Source organism: Collimonas silvisoli (assembly GCF_018305005.1).
Taxonomy (GTDB): domain Bacteria; phylum Pseudomonadota; class Gammaproteobacteria; order Burkholderiales; family Burkholderiaceae_D; genus Collimonas; species Collimonas silvisoli.
Window position 1 is genome coordinate 16,509 of record NZ_JAGQEG010000016.1, and the last position, 16,927, is coordinate 33,435.

13 protein-coding genes are annotated in these 16,927 nt (G+C 60.7%); 8 read left to right on the top strand and 5 right to left on the bottom strand.

Features of this window, described 5'->3' with window-relative positions; genetic code table 11:
• Positions 1–21: 21 nt before the first annotated feature.
• The 5 genes from dctP to KHU33_RS06020 are packed head-to-tail and all read left to right on the top strand — an operon-like array spanning position 22 to position 4,001.
• On the top strand, positions 22–1,041 hold the full coding sequence (gene dctP, locus KHU33_RS06000; RefSeq protein WP_211461602.1) for a TRAP transporter substrate-binding protein DctP: 1,020 nt from the start codon (positions 22–24) through the stop codon (positions 1,039–1,041).
• On the top strand, positions 1,038–1,625 hold the full coding sequence (locus KHU33_RS06005; RefSeq protein WP_211461603.1) for a TRAP transporter small permease: 588 nt from the start codon (positions 1,038–1,040) through the stop codon (positions 1,623–1,625). Before dctP ends, KHU33_RS06005 begins: the two co-directional genes overlap by 4 nt.
• Positions 1,625–2,974, top strand: a complete 1,350-nt coding sequence (locus KHU33_RS06010) for a TRAP transporter large permease (RefSeq protein ID WP_211461604.1) — start codon at positions 1,625–1,627, stop codon at positions 2,972–2,974. The genes KHU33_RS06005 and KHU33_RS06010 overlap by 1 nt, the downstream gene beginning before the upstream one ends.
• Positions 2,974–3,114, top strand: coding sequence for a hypothetical protein (locus tag KHU33_RS06015; protein ID WP_211461605.1), 141 nt, complete (start codon positions 2,974–2,976; stop codon positions 3,112–3,114). The genes KHU33_RS06010 and KHU33_RS06015 overlap by 1 nt, the downstream gene beginning before the upstream one ends.
• A complete protein-coding gene (locus tag KHU33_RS06020) occupies positions 3,072–4,001 on the top strand; it encodes an acyltransferase domain-containing protein (RefSeq protein ID WP_230414085.1) in 930 nt (309 codons plus the stop codon). The genes KHU33_RS06015 and KHU33_RS06020 overlap by 43 nt, the downstream gene beginning before the upstream one ends.
• Here KHU33_RS06020 and KHU33_RS06025 read toward each other — a convergent pair.
• Positions 3,903–4,808 carry a LysR family transcriptional regulator gene (locus tag KHU33_RS06025; protein ID WP_211461606.1) on the bottom strand — a complete coding sequence of 302 codons (906 nt, stop codon included), beginning with the start codon at positions 4,806–4,808 and terminating at the stop codon, positions 3,903–3,905. The two genes, KHU33_RS06020 and KHU33_RS06025, sit on opposite strands and share 99 nt — an antisense overlap.
• A 215-nt stretch (positions 4,809–5,023) precedes the next feature.
• Here KHU33_RS06025 and KHU33_RS26665 point away from each other — a divergent pair, with 215 nt between their 5' ends.
• Complete coding sequence (locus tag KHU33_RS26665; RefSeq protein WP_268907113.1) at positions 5,024–5,149, top strand: hypothetical protein; 126 nt, start codon at positions 5,024–5,026, stop codon at positions 5,147–5,149.
• A 103-nt stretch (positions 5,150–5,252) separates the two neighbouring features.
• Here KHU33_RS26665 and KHU33_RS06030 read toward each other — a convergent pair whose 3' ends face one another.
• The 4 genes from KHU33_RS06030 to KHU33_RS06045 are packed head-to-tail and all read right to left on the bottom strand — an operon-like array spanning position 5,253 to position 15,546.
• Entirely contained in the window at positions 5,253–5,897 is a 645-nt protein-coding gene (locus tag KHU33_RS06030) for a glutathione S-transferase family protein (RefSeq protein WP_211461607.1), read from the bottom strand.
• Positions 5,898–5,925: 28 nt separating this feature from the next.
• Positions 5,926–6,339 (bottom strand): SRPBCC family protein, encoded by a 414-nt coding sequence (locus tag KHU33_RS06035; RefSeq protein WP_211461608.1) that lies wholly within the window; start codon positions 6,337–6,339, stop codon positions 5,926–5,928.
• A 10-nt stretch (positions 6,340–6,349) separates the two neighbouring features.
• Entirely contained in the window at positions 6,350–6,703 is a 354-nt protein-coding gene (locus tag KHU33_RS06040) for an ArsR/SmtB family transcription factor (RefSeq protein ID WP_211461609.1), read from the bottom strand.
• Positions 6,704–6,747: 44 nt separating this feature from the next.
• Positions 6,748–15,546 carry a GH36-type glycosyl hydrolase domain-containing protein gene (locus tag KHU33_RS06045; RefSeq protein WP_211461643.1) on the bottom strand — a complete coding sequence of 2,933 codons (8,799 nt, stop codon included), beginning with the start codon at positions 15,544–15,546 and terminating at the stop codon, positions 6,748–6,750.
• A 478-nt stretch (positions 15,547–16,024) separates the two neighbouring features.
• Between KHU33_RS06045 and KHU33_RS06050 the strand changes: the two genes are divergently transcribed.
• Together KHU33_RS06050 and KHU33_RS06055 are read left to right on the top strand one after the other, a co-directional pair.
• Entirely contained in the window at positions 16,025–16,495 is a 471-nt protein-coding gene (locus tag KHU33_RS06050) for an RcnB family protein (RefSeq protein WP_211461610.1), read from the top strand.
• Between the two features lie 47 nt (positions 16,496–16,542).
• Positions 16,543–16,845 (top strand): DUF883 family protein, encoded by a 303-nt coding sequence (locus KHU33_RS06055; protein ID WP_211461611.1) that lies wholly within the window; start codon positions 16,543–16,545, stop codon positions 16,843–16,845.
• The last annotated feature ends 82 nt before the right edge of the window (positions 16,846–16,927 follow it).

The window sequence follows — 16,927 nt, forward strand, 5'->3', positions numbered from 1 at the left end:
TCCCATAACAGGAGAGGGGATATGTCTTCAATCAGCAGAAGGACCGTGCTGGGCGCGCTCGCAAGCACACCGTTCTGGTCTATGCCGTCAGCCTGGGCGCAGTCCAGCGCCTTGAAAATTTCCCACCAATTTCCCGGCGGCACCATCAGCGAAGGCGACTTCCGTGATCGCCTGACCCGCATGTTCGCCGCTGAAGTCAGCAAGCGCACCAACGGCAGTTTGAAATTCGAAATCTACCCCGGTTCTTCCTTGATGAAGACCAATTCCCAATTTTCTGCACTGCGCAAAGGCGCCCTGGATTTCTCCCTGGTGCCGCTCAATTACGCCGGCGGCGAAGTGCCGGAGGTAAACATCGGCCTGATGCCCGGGCTGGTGACTTCGTATGAGCAAGGCGCGGCCTGGAAGAATGCGGAAGTCGGCAAGGAATTGTCGCGCATCCTGCTGGAAAAGGGCGTCATCATCGTCAGCTGGATCTGGCAGGCCGGCGGTGTCGCCTCGCGCAGCAAGCCGATCGTCGATCCGGCCGATGCCAAGGGGCTGAAGGTGCGCGGCGGTTCGCGTGAAATGGATATGATCCTGAAAGAAGCCGGCGCTGCAGTGGTGACCCTGCCTTCCAATGAAATCTATGCAGCGATGCAGACCGGCGCGATGGACGCCGCCATGACCTCGTCGACCTCGCTGATTTCCTTCCGTCTGGAAGAAGTATCGAAGAGCCTGACCAGCGGCCGCGATAAAGCCTATTGGTATATGTTGGAACCCTTGATGATATCCAAGGCGACTTACGACCGCCTCACCAAGGAACAGCAGGCAGCGGTGATGGCAGTCGGCGCCGATATGGAGAAGTTTGCCCTGAACGCGGCGCGGCTCGACGATTCCGGTGTGGCTGCGGTATATCAGAAAGCCGGCGCCAAGGTGGTCGACTTGAACGCGGCGACTGTCAAGAAGTGGCAGGACATCGCCCGTACTACAGCGTGGAAGGATTACGCTGCAAAAAACGACAACTGCGCCAAATTATTGAAACTGGCTGAGAAACTGCTATGAGCCACGGCTTCGATGCGAAGCCAAACGCCGGGCCTGTCTTGCCAGCCGTCCCGGACAATCCGGCAGTGGCAGTCTTGGCCGGCATCCTCGAACGCTTCAATCAGCTGGCTTTGTATCTGTCCATGGCGGCGCTGATGTCGACGGCGCTGATCATGACCTATTCGGTGGTGGCGCGCTATTTCTTCCATGTTCCTACCGACTGGCAGGACGACGCCACGGTATTCATGCTGGTCGGCGTGATCTTCCTGTGCGCCGGTTACGCCCAGTCGTATCGCGGCCATATCGGCATCGAAGCCTTGGCTTCGATCTTGCCGGCGGCGGTGAACGCGGTGCGTTTGCTGCTGGTCGATTTGGTCTCGTTCGTATTCTGCGGCTTCTTCTCATGGAAATCGTGGGCGCTGTTCCATGAAGCATGGTCGGAAGGACAGACCACCTCATCCACTTTTGCGCCGCCATTGTGGATTCCCTATGCGCTGATGGCGCTTGGCATGACGGCGCTGACTTTGCAGTTGCTGGTGCAAGTGCTGGCGCGCCTGACGGACCGCAGCGCGCCTGCTAATCCACAAACCGTTTCGGGAGAGTGATGAGTCCGCTTGCCTTGGGTGCTTTGTACGGCATCGTCACCATTGTCGTGATGTGTTCCGGCATGCCGATTGCGTTTGCGCTCGGCGTGGTCGCAACCAGCTTCATGTACTTCTTCATGCCGGCGTCCTCGCTCGATACGATCACGCAAAACGTCTACGAAGAAATCGCCTCGGTCACCTTGCTCTCGATTCCCCTGTTCATTTTGAAAGGGGCGGCCATCGGCAAATCACCGGCCGGGCGCGATCTGTATTCGGCGATCCATGCCTGGTTGAACCGGGTGCCGGGCGGCCTCGGCATTGCCAACGTCTTTGCCTGCGCCTTGTTTGCAGCGATGGCCGGTTCCTCGCCGGCGACTTGCTCAGCCATCGGTTCCGCCGGCATTCCGGAAATGCGGCGGCGCGGTTATTCGCCGGGCTTCGCGGCCGGCATCATCGCCGCCGGCGGTACGCTGGGCATCTTGCTGCCGCCTTCGATCACCATGATCTTGTATGCGGTGGCGTCGGAGCAATCGCTGGGCCGGCTGTTCCTGGCGGGAGTCGGTCCCGGCGTGCTGCTGGTGATCCTGTTTGCCGGCTACGCGGTGTACCGCGCCCGCAAGGAATACCGGATTGCGCACGAGATCTATCGCCAGGGCGGCGTCAAGTCCGCCTATCTGGATGACGAGCATTTCACCCTTGCGCAAAAAGTCGAGATGCTGCCGCGGGTGCTGCCTTTCCTGATTTTGCTGATCGGCGTGATGATTGCCTTGTACGGCGGTTTTGCGACGCCCTCCGAAACCGCCGGCCTGGGCGCATTGCTGGCGATCGTGCTGATCGCGCTGGTGTATCGCATGTGGCGGCCGCGCGACCTGGCGCCGTTCCTGAATTCGACCATCAAGGAATCCTGCATGCTGCTGCTGATCATCGGCATGTCGCTGCTGTATTCGTATGTGATGAGTTACTTGCACATCAGCCAGTCGGCGGCGCAATGGGTGGTGGCGCTGCATCTGTCGAAATGGCTGCTGCTGGCGGTGATTCTGCTGATGGTGATCGTGCTTGGTTTCTTCCTGCCGCCGGTGTCGATCATCTTGATGACCGCGCCTATCATCTTGCCGCCGCTGCGCGAGGCAGGGTTTGACTTGATCTGGTTCGGGGTGGTGATGACGGTGGTGATGGAGATGGGCCTGATCCATCCGCCGGTGGGCTTGAACCTGTTTGTCATCAAGAATATCGCGCCTGACATTGCTCTATCGGATGTGATCAAGGGTACGCTGCCGTTCCTGCTGCTGATGTTCCTGGCGATCATCCTGCTGTGCCTGTTCCCCGGCATTGTGACCGGGGTGCCCGATATGTTGATGGGAGCCAGGTGATGGATAGCCGGCGCTGGGATTTGCGCAACGCCAATCGCGAACAGCGCTTGCAGCGCGCCGCCGGCATCCTTGGCAGCGCCTGCAAAGGCAAACTGGTTTGGGCCAGCCGCTGCAGCAGATACTGGCTGACGATGCCCTGATGTTTTCCAACCGGCTGGCGCAGCCGCTGATCGTGGCGGCGACCGCAGCGGCCTGGTCGGCGTTGCAGCCGCTGTTGCCAACTCCGGTATTGGCGGCCGGTTATAGCGTAGGCGAGATCGCCGCCTATCATATTGCCGGCGCCATTTCTGCGCCGCAGGCGATCCGGCTTGGAGCCTCGCGCGCGGCCTTGATGGACGCTTGTTTGCAAGCGGCGTCGCCGCAGGTTTTGTTCGCGGTGAGCGGCGTCGCGGTCCGCGCATTAGCCGCCTTGCTCGCGCGGCATCGCCTGTATGTGGCGATCGAAACCGACGCCGATAGCTGCATCGCGGGCGGTCTTGTTCAAGACATGGTTCTGGCGGCAAGCGAGATCGTCCATCTGGGCGGCAGAATCCGCGTGTTGCCGGTGACGGTGGCTTCTCACACGCCTTTGATGGATGGCGCCGTGCTGCCGTTTTCGCAGCAGCTGCGCCGGGAATTTTCAGCAAACCCACAACTGCCGGTGCTGTCGGGCTTGAACGGGCAGGCGCTGATAAAAAAAGAACAAGCGATCACCGTGCTGTCCCGGCAGATGGTGCAAACCATCCACTGGGACGCATGTATGGACGCCTGCGCCGAGCAGGGTGTCACGGCAGCGCTGGAGCTGGGCCCGGGGGCGGCACTGTCGCGCATGCTGCGAGAGCGTCACCCGCAGATCGCTTGCCGCTCGCTGAGCGAGTTTCGCTCGCTGCAAGGCGTGCACAGCTGGTTGCACCGCTTGCGATGTGGGTCATGCTGTGTTCGGCGGCCGTCAGAATTTCTCCGCATCCGGCATCAGCTGCAAAAACGCTTCGATGAAATTGGCCGTCATCGCTGGCGCATCGCGCCGGTAAATCAGCGCCACGACTGAGTGGGCGTCCGGTTCCGGCAGGCGCAGGAAATGAACGCCGGCTGGCGCTACCTCGCGCATGCATTGCGGCACGATCGCAATCCCCATATTGGCTTCAATCAGATTCAGCTGCGACGATTTGCGCGAGGTGGCGCGCGCCGCCTTCGGAAAAAAGCCATGCCGCATGCAGAGTTCCGCCACCAAGTAACTGAGGCCGCCACGATCCTTGTGCGGGAATGAAACGAAATGTTCGTCGCGTAATCCGGCAATCTCTATCTCGCTCTTTTGCGCCAGCGGATGTTGACGCGATACCGCCACCACCAGCTTTTCATCAAACACCTTTTTCACCTGGATATTCGGAAACTTGCGCAGGATCGGCAGGCGCACCAGGCCGAAATCGGCACGGCCTTCATCGACGTCCGGCGCTTGATGCTCGGACGGCGCCATGGACAAATCCAGCGATACCCCGGGAAACCGGAGCAGCAGTGTATTGAAGACAGCGCCGATAGCAGAGGATAAGGTGACCGAGCTCGAATGCAGTACGCGAATCCGCCCCTGCTCGCCTTTGCCGACCTGATGCGTCTGCACGATGGCGTCCTCCAGATCTTCCAGAATCCGTTTGCTTCTCTCATAAAACAGTTGTCCGGCCTGGGTCAGTTCGATATGCCGTGAGTCGCGCTGCAGCAGGCATACCTGCATGTCGCTCTCCAGTTCCTTCATCTGCCGGCTCAGCGCCGACTGCGCGATATACAGGCGTTCGGCGGCCCGCGTGTAGTTGCCGGCGTCGACAATTTCGACGAAATACTTCAGCTGTCTGAGTGAAATCATTGCTATGCCGTTTCGAGATAGATGTGCGCCATATTCGGTATTGGCGCTGGCCGCTGCTGTAGCGCTACAGTGCTGACATGGGGGCATGCTAGGGCGCCGGAAAGCGCTGGATCAAGCATTGCCAGACGCTGTTTTACCTTGGCTTTTTCTTGCGGTCAATCAAATAGTTGCAGGGTCGACTGCGTGACCGTTTGCAGAAAACTCGTGGGGGAGTGATGTTGGAATTTCTATTAATTATCGTTGCTATCATCGGCATGGCGATCAGCATTGTCGCCAAGTTTGTCTTTGCGCGGCGCAGCGGTATATCTGTTACGGATGCTGAAACGCGCCGCGATCCTTGACTAGCGCGGTGGTTAACGTCGATTCCGTCTAAGCCGCGTCCTCATCGCGCGGACGCGTGATGAGGATGCGGTACACCCATCGGCACGCAAGGCAGGCCTTAGTTCAGGAGACGTTGCCTTGCGCCAGCCTGCCTTCCCAGATCGGCACGAATTCCGCCATGACCTTGGCGTAGCTTGGACGCTGCCTGGCGCGCTCGTGGTAGCGCACGATGTTCGGATAGTCGGTAAACGGCGCCACCACCTGGCAATAGAAAAGCGCCGGGATGGCTGCGCAATCCGCCATCGAGAACGCCCCGCACAGCCAATCCTGATTTGCCAGGCGCTGGTTGAAATGGTCGAACGTGATATGCAGATATTTGCTGGCCTTGGCCAGCTCCTCTTCGCTATGCTTGCTGAAACCCAAGCGTTCGAAAAGCAAGGTGACGGCCGGATTGTTCAGGTACAAGTCGCTCATGCGATCCATGAAACGCACCTGGCGCGCCGCGTCCGCGCCGTCGGGGATCAAGCGAGTGCCGCTTGCATGATGGCTTTCCAGGTATTCGATGATGATGGTCGATTCGGGGATCATGTGGTCGTCGCTCGGCTTGAACAGCGGGACCTTGCCGATCGGATAGATCTTGGCATATGCCGCCTTGCCTTCCGGCGAGCTCAGATCGACCAATTCGGGTTTGAATGCGACTTCTTTTTCATAGAAGGCGATCAGCGTTTTTTGTGAATAAGTCGAGAGCGGGTTGTAGTAGAGTTTCATGGCATGCTCCTTGATGAATGAACGCGGATCAATCGAGCGCAACCAACTTGTCGAGGCAACTTTCCCAGCCATGTTGGTGCGAGTCGAGCGATTCTGCAGTCGGGATCTGGCGATGAACCAGGGTCAGGTCGGTTTGCGCGCCAACAGGCCGGAAGCTCAGCTCAACTTCGCTGGTGACGCCGCTGCCTTCCCACGACCAGGTGAAAGACAGGCGCTCATTGGTCACGATTTCGCGGTAAATGCCGCCCACGATGTGGGTCTGGCCGTCCGGCCGCTGAATCACGATGCGGTAACTGCCGCCGACACGGAAATCTATCTCGGCTTGCGACACGCTCATGTCGCCAGGCGCGAACCAGCGCTTGACCTGATCCGCCGTTCCCCACGCCGCAAAAACCCGTTCTACCGGTCCCTTGCAGCGCTTGTTCATGGTCAGTTCGAACATTTCACTCTCCTTATGGTTCCGGGCTGCCGCCCGTACTGAAAAGATCGTCCAGCGCAGCCAGCCGGCGTTGCCAGAAGTTGCGGTAAATCGTGATCCAGTCCAACGCGCCGGTAAGCGACTCCGGGCGCAGCGTCAGGGTGTGCACGCGGCCGTCGACGCGGCGCGCAACCACGCCAGCCGCTTCGAGCACCTTGATGTGCTTGCTGACGGCGGCAAGCGACATGTCGAACGGTTGGGCCAGTTGGCTCACCGTGCAATCGTGCTCTGCCAGCATGCGCACCAGCTGGCGCCGCGTGGGATCGGCCAGCGCCATGAAAACCTGGTCCAGGTTGTCGAGGTTTTCTTGAGGTGGTGTTTGACTCATCGTGTAATATTCAACTGATATGTTGAATATTAGTTCGCTCGAATTCAATTGTCAACCATTTGGTTTAATGATTTCGGCAGCAATATTTCCACCGCATGCTCATGCTTGTCATCCCGCAGCACAATCACCGTGTCCGCCTGTGCGATTCCATCTACGGCGACTTGAATGTTTGCGCCATCGACTGCGCTTTGTTTCACCACGATCTTGTACAGGGTGTCGCGATAACGGTAATCCATGCGATAGCTATCCCAGTAATGCGGCAGGCATGGCGTGACATGCAATTTGTCGACTTCCAGTTTCAGGCCCAGCAGCGATTCCACGATCAGGCGGTACATCCATCCGGCCGATCCGGTATACCAGGTCCAGCCGCCGCGGCCGATGTGCGGCGCGCCGGCATAAACGTCGGCCGCGACAACATAAGGCTCGACCTTGTAAGTAGCAATTCTCCTGGCGGTCTTGCCATGGTTGACCGGATTGATCAGCCGCATCAATTCCCAGGCTCGCTGCTGGTCGCCGAGCTTGGCGAACGCCATCACGGTCCAGATCGCGGCATGGGTGTACTGGCCGCCGTTTTCGCGCACGCCGGGAACATAGCCGCGGATATAGCCGGGGTCTTGATCTGATTTGTCGAACGGCGGGTCCAGCAGCTGGATGATGCTCTCGTTGCGCCGCACCAGGTGCTGGTCGACCGCCAGCATAGCGGTCCGTGCCCGTTGCGGATCGCCGGCGCCGGACAAGACCGCCCAGCTTTGCGAAATCGAATCGATCTGGCATTCGGCGTTCTGGGCAGAGCCAAGCGGCGTGCCGTCGTCGAAATAGGCGCGCCGGTACCAGCCGCCGTCCCAGCCGTTCTTGTCGATATTCTGTTTCAGCTGATCCGCTTCGGCACGGCAACGACCGGCGAAAACCTGGTCCTTGTGGCCGGCGGCGATTTCGGCAAAGCCGGTCAGCACTTCGTACAGGAAAAAGCTGAGCCAGATACTTTCGCCTTTGCCTTTGTCGCCGACCTTGTCCATGCCGTCGTTCCAGTCGCACGATCCCATCAGCGACAAGCCGTGCACGCCAAATTGCAAACCTCTTTCGATGGCGCGTACGCAATGTTCGTAGAGTGTCGCCGCCTGGTTCGAACGGTTCGGCAGATCGTAGTAAGAATCCTCGTCCGGGTTGAGCGCGCGACCTTCCAGGAAGTGCGCGCTCTCATCCAGCACGGTGCCGTCGCCGGTGCTGCTGATATACCGATGGACCGCCAGCGGCAGCCACAGGTAATCGTCGGAGCAATGGGTGCGCACGCCGCGATCGCTAGGCGGATGCCACCAATGCTGGACATCGCCTTCCACGAACTGATGCGCAGCGCACAGCAGCAGATGGGCGCGCAGCAACTGCGGCTGGCAGTGCACCATCGCCATCGCATCTTGCAACTGGTCGCGGAAACCGAAAGCGCCGCCGGACTGGTAATAGCCGCTGCGAGCCCACATGCGGCAAGCGAGAACCTGGTACATCAGCCAGCCGTTGGCGAGCAGATTCAATTCCTGGTCCGGGGTTTCGACCCGGACTGCGCCCAGCGTGCGCTGCCAGTACGCATGCACCGCTTGCAGGGCTTCCTGGGCGGCCGCTGCGCCGCGGTAGCGCTGCACCAGGTTGCTGGGATTGGTCTGGCGGGTGTCGGCCATGCCGAGGATGAAGACGATTTCGCGTTGCTGGCCCTGGTTCAGCTCGAATTGCATCTGGAGCGCGGCGCAGGGGTCGAGGCCGGCGCCGACCTTGCCTGACAGGCGCAGCCGTTCCATCGCCGCAGGTTTTTGCAAAGAGCCGTTGCGGCCGATGAATTCGTTGCGGTCGCCGCTGACGCTGCGGGCGCTGGTGTCGACATCGAAGAACGCGGTGCGCTCGGGGAATTCGGTGTTGTAGGGATTGCGCGCAAACAGCGCGCCGGTGGCCGGATCGGTTTCTGTGACGACATGCATGGCGGTTTTCGGGCGCAGATCGCCGAGCACCCATTCGACATAGCCGGTGGCGGACAATTTGCGCACGCCGTCGGATTCGTTGCGCACCCGCAGCACCGAATATTTGACCGCTGCATCCAGCGCCACGTACACCGTCAGCTCGGACACAATGCCATCTTCGACGTGCTCGAACACGCTGTAGCCGAAGCCGTGCCGGGTCACATAGTCGCCGTTGCCGCGCCGCGGCAGCGGGGCAGGCGACCAGTAGCGACCGCTTTCTTCGTCGCGCAGATAGAACACTTCGCCGCCGAGGTCGCTGACCGGATCGTTGGCCCATGGCGTGAGACGGAATTCATGGGCGTTCTCGCCCCAGGTGTAGGCTTGCCCGCTTTCCGATACGACGCAGCCGAACTGCGGATTGGCGATGACATTGACCCAGGGCGCAGGCGTGAGCTGGGCGCTGGAGGTGGTGATGACATATTCCCGTCCATCCAGCGTGAAGCCGCCGATGCCGTTGGCCAGTTGCAGATCGTGGCCGGGCAGCTTGATTTCCTGGGCGATTGCCGGCGACGCTGGTCTTGACGACGGCGTGAATGAGGACGTGAATGACGAAGTGAATGAGGACGTCAATGCCGGCATCAGGCGCGGCACGCGGATCTCCATCAGGTCGCGCCGGCTGATCTGTTCCGCCAGCGTGCCGCGGCTATCGCTCAGGATGACCCGCGCCACCGACTGGAACAGCACCCGGTCTTCGTCGGAAATCTGATCCGCCAGCCGCACGAATATGCCGCCCGGGCGGTCGATTTGGTGGGCGCCGGTGACCGATGAAATCAATCCCAGGATCTGTTCCTGCAGTAATTGCCGATAGCCGGCGTGATCCTCGTTCCAGATCACCAGATCGACCGCCAGTCCTTTCGAGCGCCAGTAGGCGTGCGCTTGCACCAGCTGGCGCACCAGCTCGATGTGTTCCTGGCTCTTGAGGCGGACCAGCACGATCGGCAGATCGCCGGAAATGGCGTAGCCCCACAAGCCTGATTGTCCACGGTGATTGCGGATCAGGATGCTGGCGTCGGCGCGCAGCAGCGGATTGACGTAAATCACCGAATTGGCCAGCCGGCTATATAGCTGGGCGTCGGCTTCGCTGGCGTTGAGCTGGCGCAGCACCACCTGGCTGTGCGGCCAGGATAATTCGACTACGCGGTCGGCCAGATGCCTGTCCTGATATTTCTCGATCAGGCCGAGACAGATTTCGCGTGAATCGCCGATGCCGGTCACCATGTCGATGGTGGCGGTTTGCTCTGCATCCAGCGTGATCCGGTAACGGATGGCGACGATCGGATCGAGCACCGGACCGGCGGTGCCTGCCAGCGGCCCCGCTTCGCGCATCGCTTGCGGCGCGGCGACGGTGTTGCCGCGGCCGATGAACCGCATGCGATCGGTTTCATACGATACCGCGCCGATATCGGCGCCATGCAGAGCCATCAGATGGAACATCCATGGCACTTTTTCATGCATCGAACGCGGCCGGCGGGTGCACAGGATGGCGCGTTGCGGCGCCACGATTTCGGTTTGCACAAACAGGTTGCTGAAGGCCGGGTGGGTGGCGTCGGCGGCGGCCGGCGCCAGCACCACTTCAGCGTAGCTGGTGACGTCGATGGTGCGGCGGCTGCGCGAACGGTTGACGATGCGGGTGCGGCGCAGCTCGATATCGTCTTCCTGCGAGACGACGATTTCGGTGTGCATGTCGAAATTGTTGTCGCGCCGGCGGAATTCGGCGCGGCCTTCGGAGAAGATCACTTCGTAGCTGTCAGGTTGTGTCAGGGTCGGCTGCAATGCGGTCGACCAGAAATTACCAGGTTCGCCGCCGATCAATTCGCGCACGTAACAGAACATGCCCCAGTTGTCGCGCGTGCTGTCTTCCTGCCAGCGGCTGACGGCCAGATCGTTCCAGCGGCTGCGGCTGCCGCCGGCGCTGGTGATCATCACGTGATAGCGGCCATTCGACAGCAGCTGCACTTCCGGGGTACGCGGATCGGCGCGTTGCAGCACCCGCATCTGCATGCCCTGGTCGGCTCCGGCGGTGCGTATGTCGGCCAGTTCGGTGGTGTTGGAATACGTTGCGCTGGCTTTTGGCACGCGCTCGTGCAGCAGCGACATGGTGGCCTGGAACATGGGGTCGGATTCGAAGCGCTTTTGCATCGGGCGCTCAAGCAGCAGATACGCCAGCGACAGGAAACCCATGCCCTGGTGGTGCGCCATGAAGGAACGGATGACAACGCTGCTTTGGCCGCGCGGCAGGCGCGACGGCGTGTAATCGATCGCCTCGAAGAAGCCGTAGCCGCCCTCGAAACCTTCGGCCGACAATTGCTGCAGATTGCGGCAGGCTTCCTCCGGCGCCACCATCAGGGCCATCATCGATGCATAGGGGGCGATCACCAGGTCGTCGCCGAGACCGCGCTTGAAGCCGAGCCCGGGCACGCCGAAGGCACGATACTGATAATTCAGGCTGGCGTCGAAAGTGTGATAACCCGATTCCGACATGCCCCATGGCACGCCGCGTTGCACGCCGTATTCGATTTGCCGTTTTACCGCCGATGCATAAGTCTGGCCAAGCAGGGTGTTGTCAAAGTTCGGCATCACCAGCAAAGGCATCAGGTATTCGAACATCGAGCCGCTCCACGACAGCAGAATCGGATCGCCGCCGGCGATGGTGAGCTGGCGTCCCAGTGCGAACCAGCTTTCCTGCGGCAGCTGGCCCTGGGCGATGGCGACGAAGGTGGCGAGCCTGGCCTCGGAGGCCAGCAGATCGTAGAAACTGAGGTCGCGCCGGCGCTCGCTGACGTTGTAGCCGATGGCCAGCAGATGGGTGGCCGGGTCGTATAGAAAACCGTATTCCATGCGGCCGAACTCGGCGGCTTGCGTCACCAGCTGTTCGATCAATAGCATGCGTTCGGCGGCGCGCCGGCTGCCTTCGGAGACCAACTGATTGAGAGCCGACGGCGCGTCGGCCTGGCGCTGATCGCTATGATGGTCGGGTTGACCGAGACTGTCTGAGTCCGGTTCAAGCCGCGGCGCCAGATCGGTATGGGTGCGCGCCAGCTGGCGTAGCGTCGGAATTTGGTCGAGTTGCGGGAACCTGCTTACCCAATCTGCCGGCGCCAGCACGGATACCCACGGCGCCAGCAGATTCAGTTCGTTCAAGGCTTCGCGGCATTGGCTGGCCAGGGCGCGCGCCCAGACGTTGAGCTGGGTATCCGGTACGGTGTCGAGGCCGGCAACGAAGCCGGCCGCGCAGTGGCTGAGGCTTTGCAGGCAATCGTGGGCCACGGTCAGGGTGGCCGGCGCCGATTCGCAGGTGGCTTCCAGGTCTTTTTCGAACTGGATCAGTTTCGCCAGCGGCCCGCCGCCGGCCGTGTCGCGCAGGATTTCATAAGTGTCGCGGATGCCGGAGAAGACCTTGGCGCCGAATATCGGCGTGTCGAGCAGATCGCTCAAGCCCGGCCGCAGCGTCAGCAAATGGCCGGCCAGATTGCCGCTATCCACCGCCGAGACATAAATCGGGTGCAGCGGTTTCAGATACTGGGTGTCGTACCAGTTATAGAAATGCCCCTGGTAACGCTCCAGCGAGGCCATGCTCTGGAACGTGTTCTGGGTCCGCTCCAGCAATTGTCCTGCCGGGATGTAGCCGAAATCATAGGCTGCCAGATTGGCCAGCAGAGACAGGCCGATGTTGGTGGGCGAGGTGCGGCGCGCCACCACCGCAACCGGGTGTTCCTGCACATTGTCGAGCGGCAGCCAGTTATCTTCAGGGCCGACATAGGTTTCGAAAAACAGCCACATCTTGCGCGACAGCGATTTCAGGAACCGCGTCTGCTCATGCGACAGCTGCGCCGGGCGGCGCGCAATCGGCCGGCTGATCCAATACGCAATCAAGGGCGACAACCACCACAGCAGCAGAATCGGCGCAGCCGCGCCCAGGGCAAACGGATTTTTGACCGCCAGCCCGGCGGTAGTCGCCAGCGCAACAGCCGGTGCGATCCACATCAAGCGGTAGTAGGACAGCAAGCCGTTGGCGGTCTGCCGGTTGACCTCGCTGAACTGTTTCCATTCCAGCAGTTTGCGATGCGAGACCAGTATCCGCCACTGGGTGCGGACGATGGCGTCGAGATTGAGCGCAGTTTCATACGGCAGAAAAATCAAGCTCAGCGCCGCATGCGAGAAATGCTGGGTAGCGGTGCGCAACGACGCCGAGAAATGCTGGCGCAACAGCACATCTTCCGGCTTGCGCAGCAGGCTCAGGATGCTGGCGCAGATGGAGGGGGTCAGCAAGATGCCGAGCGCGGCGCCGGTCCAGAACCAGGCCGCAGGCAGAGCGATCCAGCCGGTTAGCAGCAAGGCCGTCAACGCCGGCGGCGCCAGGCTGCGGCGCAGATTGTCGAACAGCTTCCAGCGCGACAAGGTCGACAGCGGATTGCGCTGGCGGCCGATCTTGCCGCTGGCGGCGTCGCGTGCGGCGGGCACGCTGGGCAGCAGCCAGGAAGCTATCTGCCAGTCGCCGCGTATCCAGCGATGACGGCGGCTGATGTCGGCACTGTAGCTGGAGGGATATTGTTCGTACAGCTGGACATCGCTGAGCAAGCCGGCGCGGGCATAACAGCCTTCCAGCAAGTCATGGCTGAGCACGCGGTTTTCCGGCATGCGGTCCTTCAATGTCTGTTCGAAGACGTCGACATCGTAGATGCCTTTGCCGACGAAAGAACCTTCGGCGAACAGGTCCTGGTAGACATCGGATACGGTGCGGGTGTAGGGATCGATGCCGGCTTCGCCGCCGCACAGCAGTTCATAGCGCGAGGCGTCGGCGCTGGGCAGGCTGACCGCGACGCGCGGTTGCAGGATGCCGTAACCTTCGACCACGCGCTGGAGGCCGGCGTCATACAAAGCCCGGTTCAGCGGATGGGCCATGGTCGCCACGAACTGCCTGGCGGCGTCGCGCGGCAGTTCGGTATCGGTATCGAGCGTGATCACGTAGCGGACGTTGCCCAGCCCCTCCGTACTGCCGACGATGAGCGAAAAGGCGTCCGCCGCGCCGCCGCGCAGGAAGGCGTTGAGATCGGCCAGTTTACCGCGCTTGCGCTCGTAGCCCATCCAGATTTTCTCTTGCGGGTTCCAGCGCCGCGGGCGGTGCAGCAGCAGGAAGCCAGCGTCTTGATCCTGCTGATATTTCTTGTTCAGTTCCCGGATGTTGTGTTCGATGTGCCGCAGCAAGCCGTCGTCCGCGGGCATTGCTGCAGTCTCTGCGTCGGCGAAGTCGGTGAGCAGGCAAAAGCGCAGATTGAGGTCGCGATTGGCAAGGTAGCGGACTTCCAGGGCTTCTGTCAGGCTGTCGATATTCTGCTGCGCCGAGAGTATCGTCGGCACCGCCACCAGAGTCCGCGATGCGGCCGGAATGCCTTTCGAAAAATCCATGCGCGGCAGCGGGCGCGGTGTGGCGATCAAGGTAATCAGCCAATTGACCATGGCGTGCCCCAGCTGGCTGCCGGCGATCAGGGCCGGCGCGGCGATCAGCGCCAGCAGCCAATCGGCAGCGCCGCCGGCATAGGCTTGGGCGACGATGGCGCCAGTGACGGCCAACGTGATCAGCAGTATGCCGCTCAGGTAGACGCTCAAGGGGGCGGCCCTGCCTGCGCGTTTTAGCGCCTCTATCGGCGGCGCCTTGTATGCCGCCGCCTGTTCCAGTTGCAGCAGGCCTTGGCTGATCAGGCAGTAGCCGACATGCGCGCTGCGCTGGTTACGTTGGTCGACGCCGTTCGGCGTTGCCTGCTGGCCTGCGGGCTGGGCTGCAGACCCGGCTGCAAGCCGGACTGCGTGCTCGGCGATTTCAGACTCCGACAAGTTGCTGTGCCTGGCAATTCTTTCGATGACATGCCGATACTGATCGCGGGTGGCGAAATCCATGCGGGCGTAGACATCGGCCGGATCCTTGCGCAAGGTATGGTCGACCACGCTCATGGTTTCGACGAACTCGCGCCAATCCATAGCGCTCAGAAAACGCAGGCTGCCGATGCTGTTGCTGATCGATACCTGATCCGCAGCTTGCTGCTGGGTTTCGATCTGCACCAGTTGTTCGATGGTATGGCCGGATTCCGACAGGCGTTGCGAGAGCCAGGTCAAGGGCAGTGTCAGTGCCGGGTTTTGCCCTTGCAGGCGACGCACCAGTTCGGCTACGAATGCGCTATCCAGCGGCGGATTGGAGCGCGCCATGTCGGCAACCTGCAGGATCAGGTTGCTGGGGTCGCTTTCGGCGGTTTCCGCCATGGCGTCGGCCCAGGAATCGGCCAGGTTGCGGTTGAGGCGGGTGAGCGCCAGATGCGCCGCCACGCGCCGCAGGTTTTCGATCAGCGCCAGCCGCAGCATGATAGGAATCGCCCACAGCTCGCCCAGTTTCAGAGGGGTGACTTGCTGGTAGGCGGCGACAAAACGGCTCAGGCTTTCAGGATCGACGCGGCCGTCGCCGTGCGAAATGGTTTCCAGCGCGATGTCGTACACCCGCGGCCGGCCGGCCGAGCTGCCGCGCTGCAGACGCGGCAGTTCCTTGCTGTAGTTCTTGGGCAGATGGCGCTTGGCGGTGCGGATCTGTTCTTCGATCAGATAGAAATTGTCGAGCAGCCATTCCGCCGCCGGCGTTACCTGGCGCCCGGCCTTGATGGCGTCGGTCAACTGGCTGCAGGCGTCGATGATGACATTTTCATTGTCGGCCAGGCGCGTCAGCAACTGGTCGCGCCAGCGTTCGCTGCTGAGCCTGTGAGCGTTCGCCAGGACCCGGCCGTGTTGCTCCATTTGCAAGGCGCTGAATAATTCCGCGCGCAGCGGCAACTCATCATTTGCCGGACCGTTGCGCATGCTGCCGGGCAGCAAAGCATGCTTGATATCGAGCAAATTATCGCCTAAGGATTTATTGTCTGATTTCAATTCCGAGGTTTCTTTTTATGCAATGAATCAGGGGGAACCGGATCGCGCAGCATAAACCTGGTGTCAGAGATCTGATTCTGGCCCTGTCGGGCATTGCTGGTATTGTTTCGACAACAGAAGCAGCTTGCTCGGCAACAGCAAACACAGGACAGGGGACGGTAGAGACTGGGGCCGTAGGAATACCGACGAATGTGCCGCGGACTGATTTCCTGCGGGCCGTCCTACGGAAATCAGCATACACTGATTTCTGTCGCTGACATCGGTATCTGCGCGCGGCTTAGGTGCGCTGGCGTACAGAATTCATCGTTTGCCAAGCCTATCTTGCTAACAGGTCTTGCCCGGATAACTGCAAGACCCGCGCCCAAGTGCAAGCGACGAACAGGGTACTTCTCATCAAATGGAGTCTGATATGAAACAGAACGCGAAACTGAAAGCAATTGCGTCCGCTGTCATGGCGATACTCTTGCTCACCGGAGGATCTGCCTTTGCTCAAGACTATGGCGATCGCAATGATCAGCGTAATGACCAGCGCAATGACCAGCAACAACGCAACGATCGAGGAGAGCGGCGCGACAACCAGAGATGGCAACAGGATCATCGCGACGACCAGAGACGGCCGCAGGATCGCCGCGACGGCAGGGATCGCGGGCAGTTTAACGATGAACGGCATGATGAACGTGGCGCCGGCCCCGAGCATCAGTTCTACCGCGGCCAGCGCCTGCCGCCCGAATATCGCAACCGCCAATATGTGGTCGAGGACTGGCGCGGCCACCACCTGAACCCGCCGCCGCGCGGCTATCATTGGGTGCAAGTCGGCGGCGACTACGTACTGGTGGCGATTTCCAACGGCATCATCTTGCAGCTCTTTCTGAATAACTGATAAAGCTGCGTTTGCCGCCTTGCATCTGATAATTCGAGGAGATTATTTTGTTGGAGTCAAATTTGAAAGCCGTCAACGATGACGTAAAAAAACTGATCAAGGATGCGCAAGCCTTATTTCAGGCAGCCGCCGAATTGAGCGGAGAGAAGGCCGAGGAAATGCGCAATCGCGGCATGCGCTTGCTCGACAAAGCGGTGCTTGCAGCCCAGGATGCGCAAGCCGGTGTCAGAGTCGCAGGCAAGGAAATGGCGGATTCAACCGAGAGTTATATAAAAGAAAATCCATGGCAGGCAATGGCGACAGCAGCCAGCGCGGGATTTTTGGTGGGGGTGATCCTTACCAAGAAGTAGAGTTGTCCCGGCTTCCCGGGAAACCGGCGTGGCGCACATCGCGCCACGCTTTGCTTGCTGCCGGGTTCTTGCTGAATGATTG

Coding starts and splice junctions, on each gene's coding strand:
- KHU33_RS06015 (WP_211461605.1), top strand. CDS start 2,974: ATGGATAGCCGGCGCTGGGATTTGCGCAACGCCAATCGCGAACAGCGC.
- KHU33_RS06045 (WP_211461643.1), bottom strand. CDS start 15,546: ATGCGCAACGGTCCGGCAAATGATGAGTTGCCGCTGCGCGCGGAATTA.
- KHU33_RS06005 (WP_211461603.1), top strand. CDS start 1,038: ATGAGCCACGGCTTCGATGCGAAGCCAAACGCCGGGCCTGTCTTGCCA.
- KHU33_RS06035 (WP_211461608.1), bottom strand. CDS start 6,339: ATGTTCGAACTGACCATGAACAAGCGCTGCAAGGGACCGGTAGAACGG.
- KHU33_RS26665 (WP_268907113.1), top strand. CDS start 5,024: ATGTTGGAATTTCTATTAATTATCGTTGCTATCATCGGCATGGCGATC.
- KHU33_RS06040 (WP_211461609.1), bottom strand. CDS start 6,703: ATGAGTCAAACACCACCTCAAGAAAACCTCGACAACCTGGACCAGGTT.
- KHU33_RS06030 (WP_211461607.1), bottom strand. CDS start 5,897: ATGAAACTCTACTACAACCCGCTCTCGACTTATTCACAAAAAACGCTG.
- dctP (WP_211461602.1), top strand. CDS start 22: ATGTCTTCAATCAGCAGAAGGACCGTGCTGGGCGCGCTCGCAAGCACA.
- KHU33_RS06010 (WP_211461604.1), top strand. CDS start 1,625: ATGAGTCCGCTTGCCTTGGGTGCTTTGTACGGCATCGTCACCATTGTC.
- KHU33_RS06025 (WP_211461606.1), bottom strand. CDS start 4,808: ATGATTTCACTCAGACAGCTGAAGTATTTCGTCGAAATTGTCGACGCC.
- KHU33_RS06050 (WP_211461610.1), top strand. CDS start 16,025: ATGAAACAGAACGCGAAACTGAAAGCAATTGCGTCCGCTGTCATGGCG.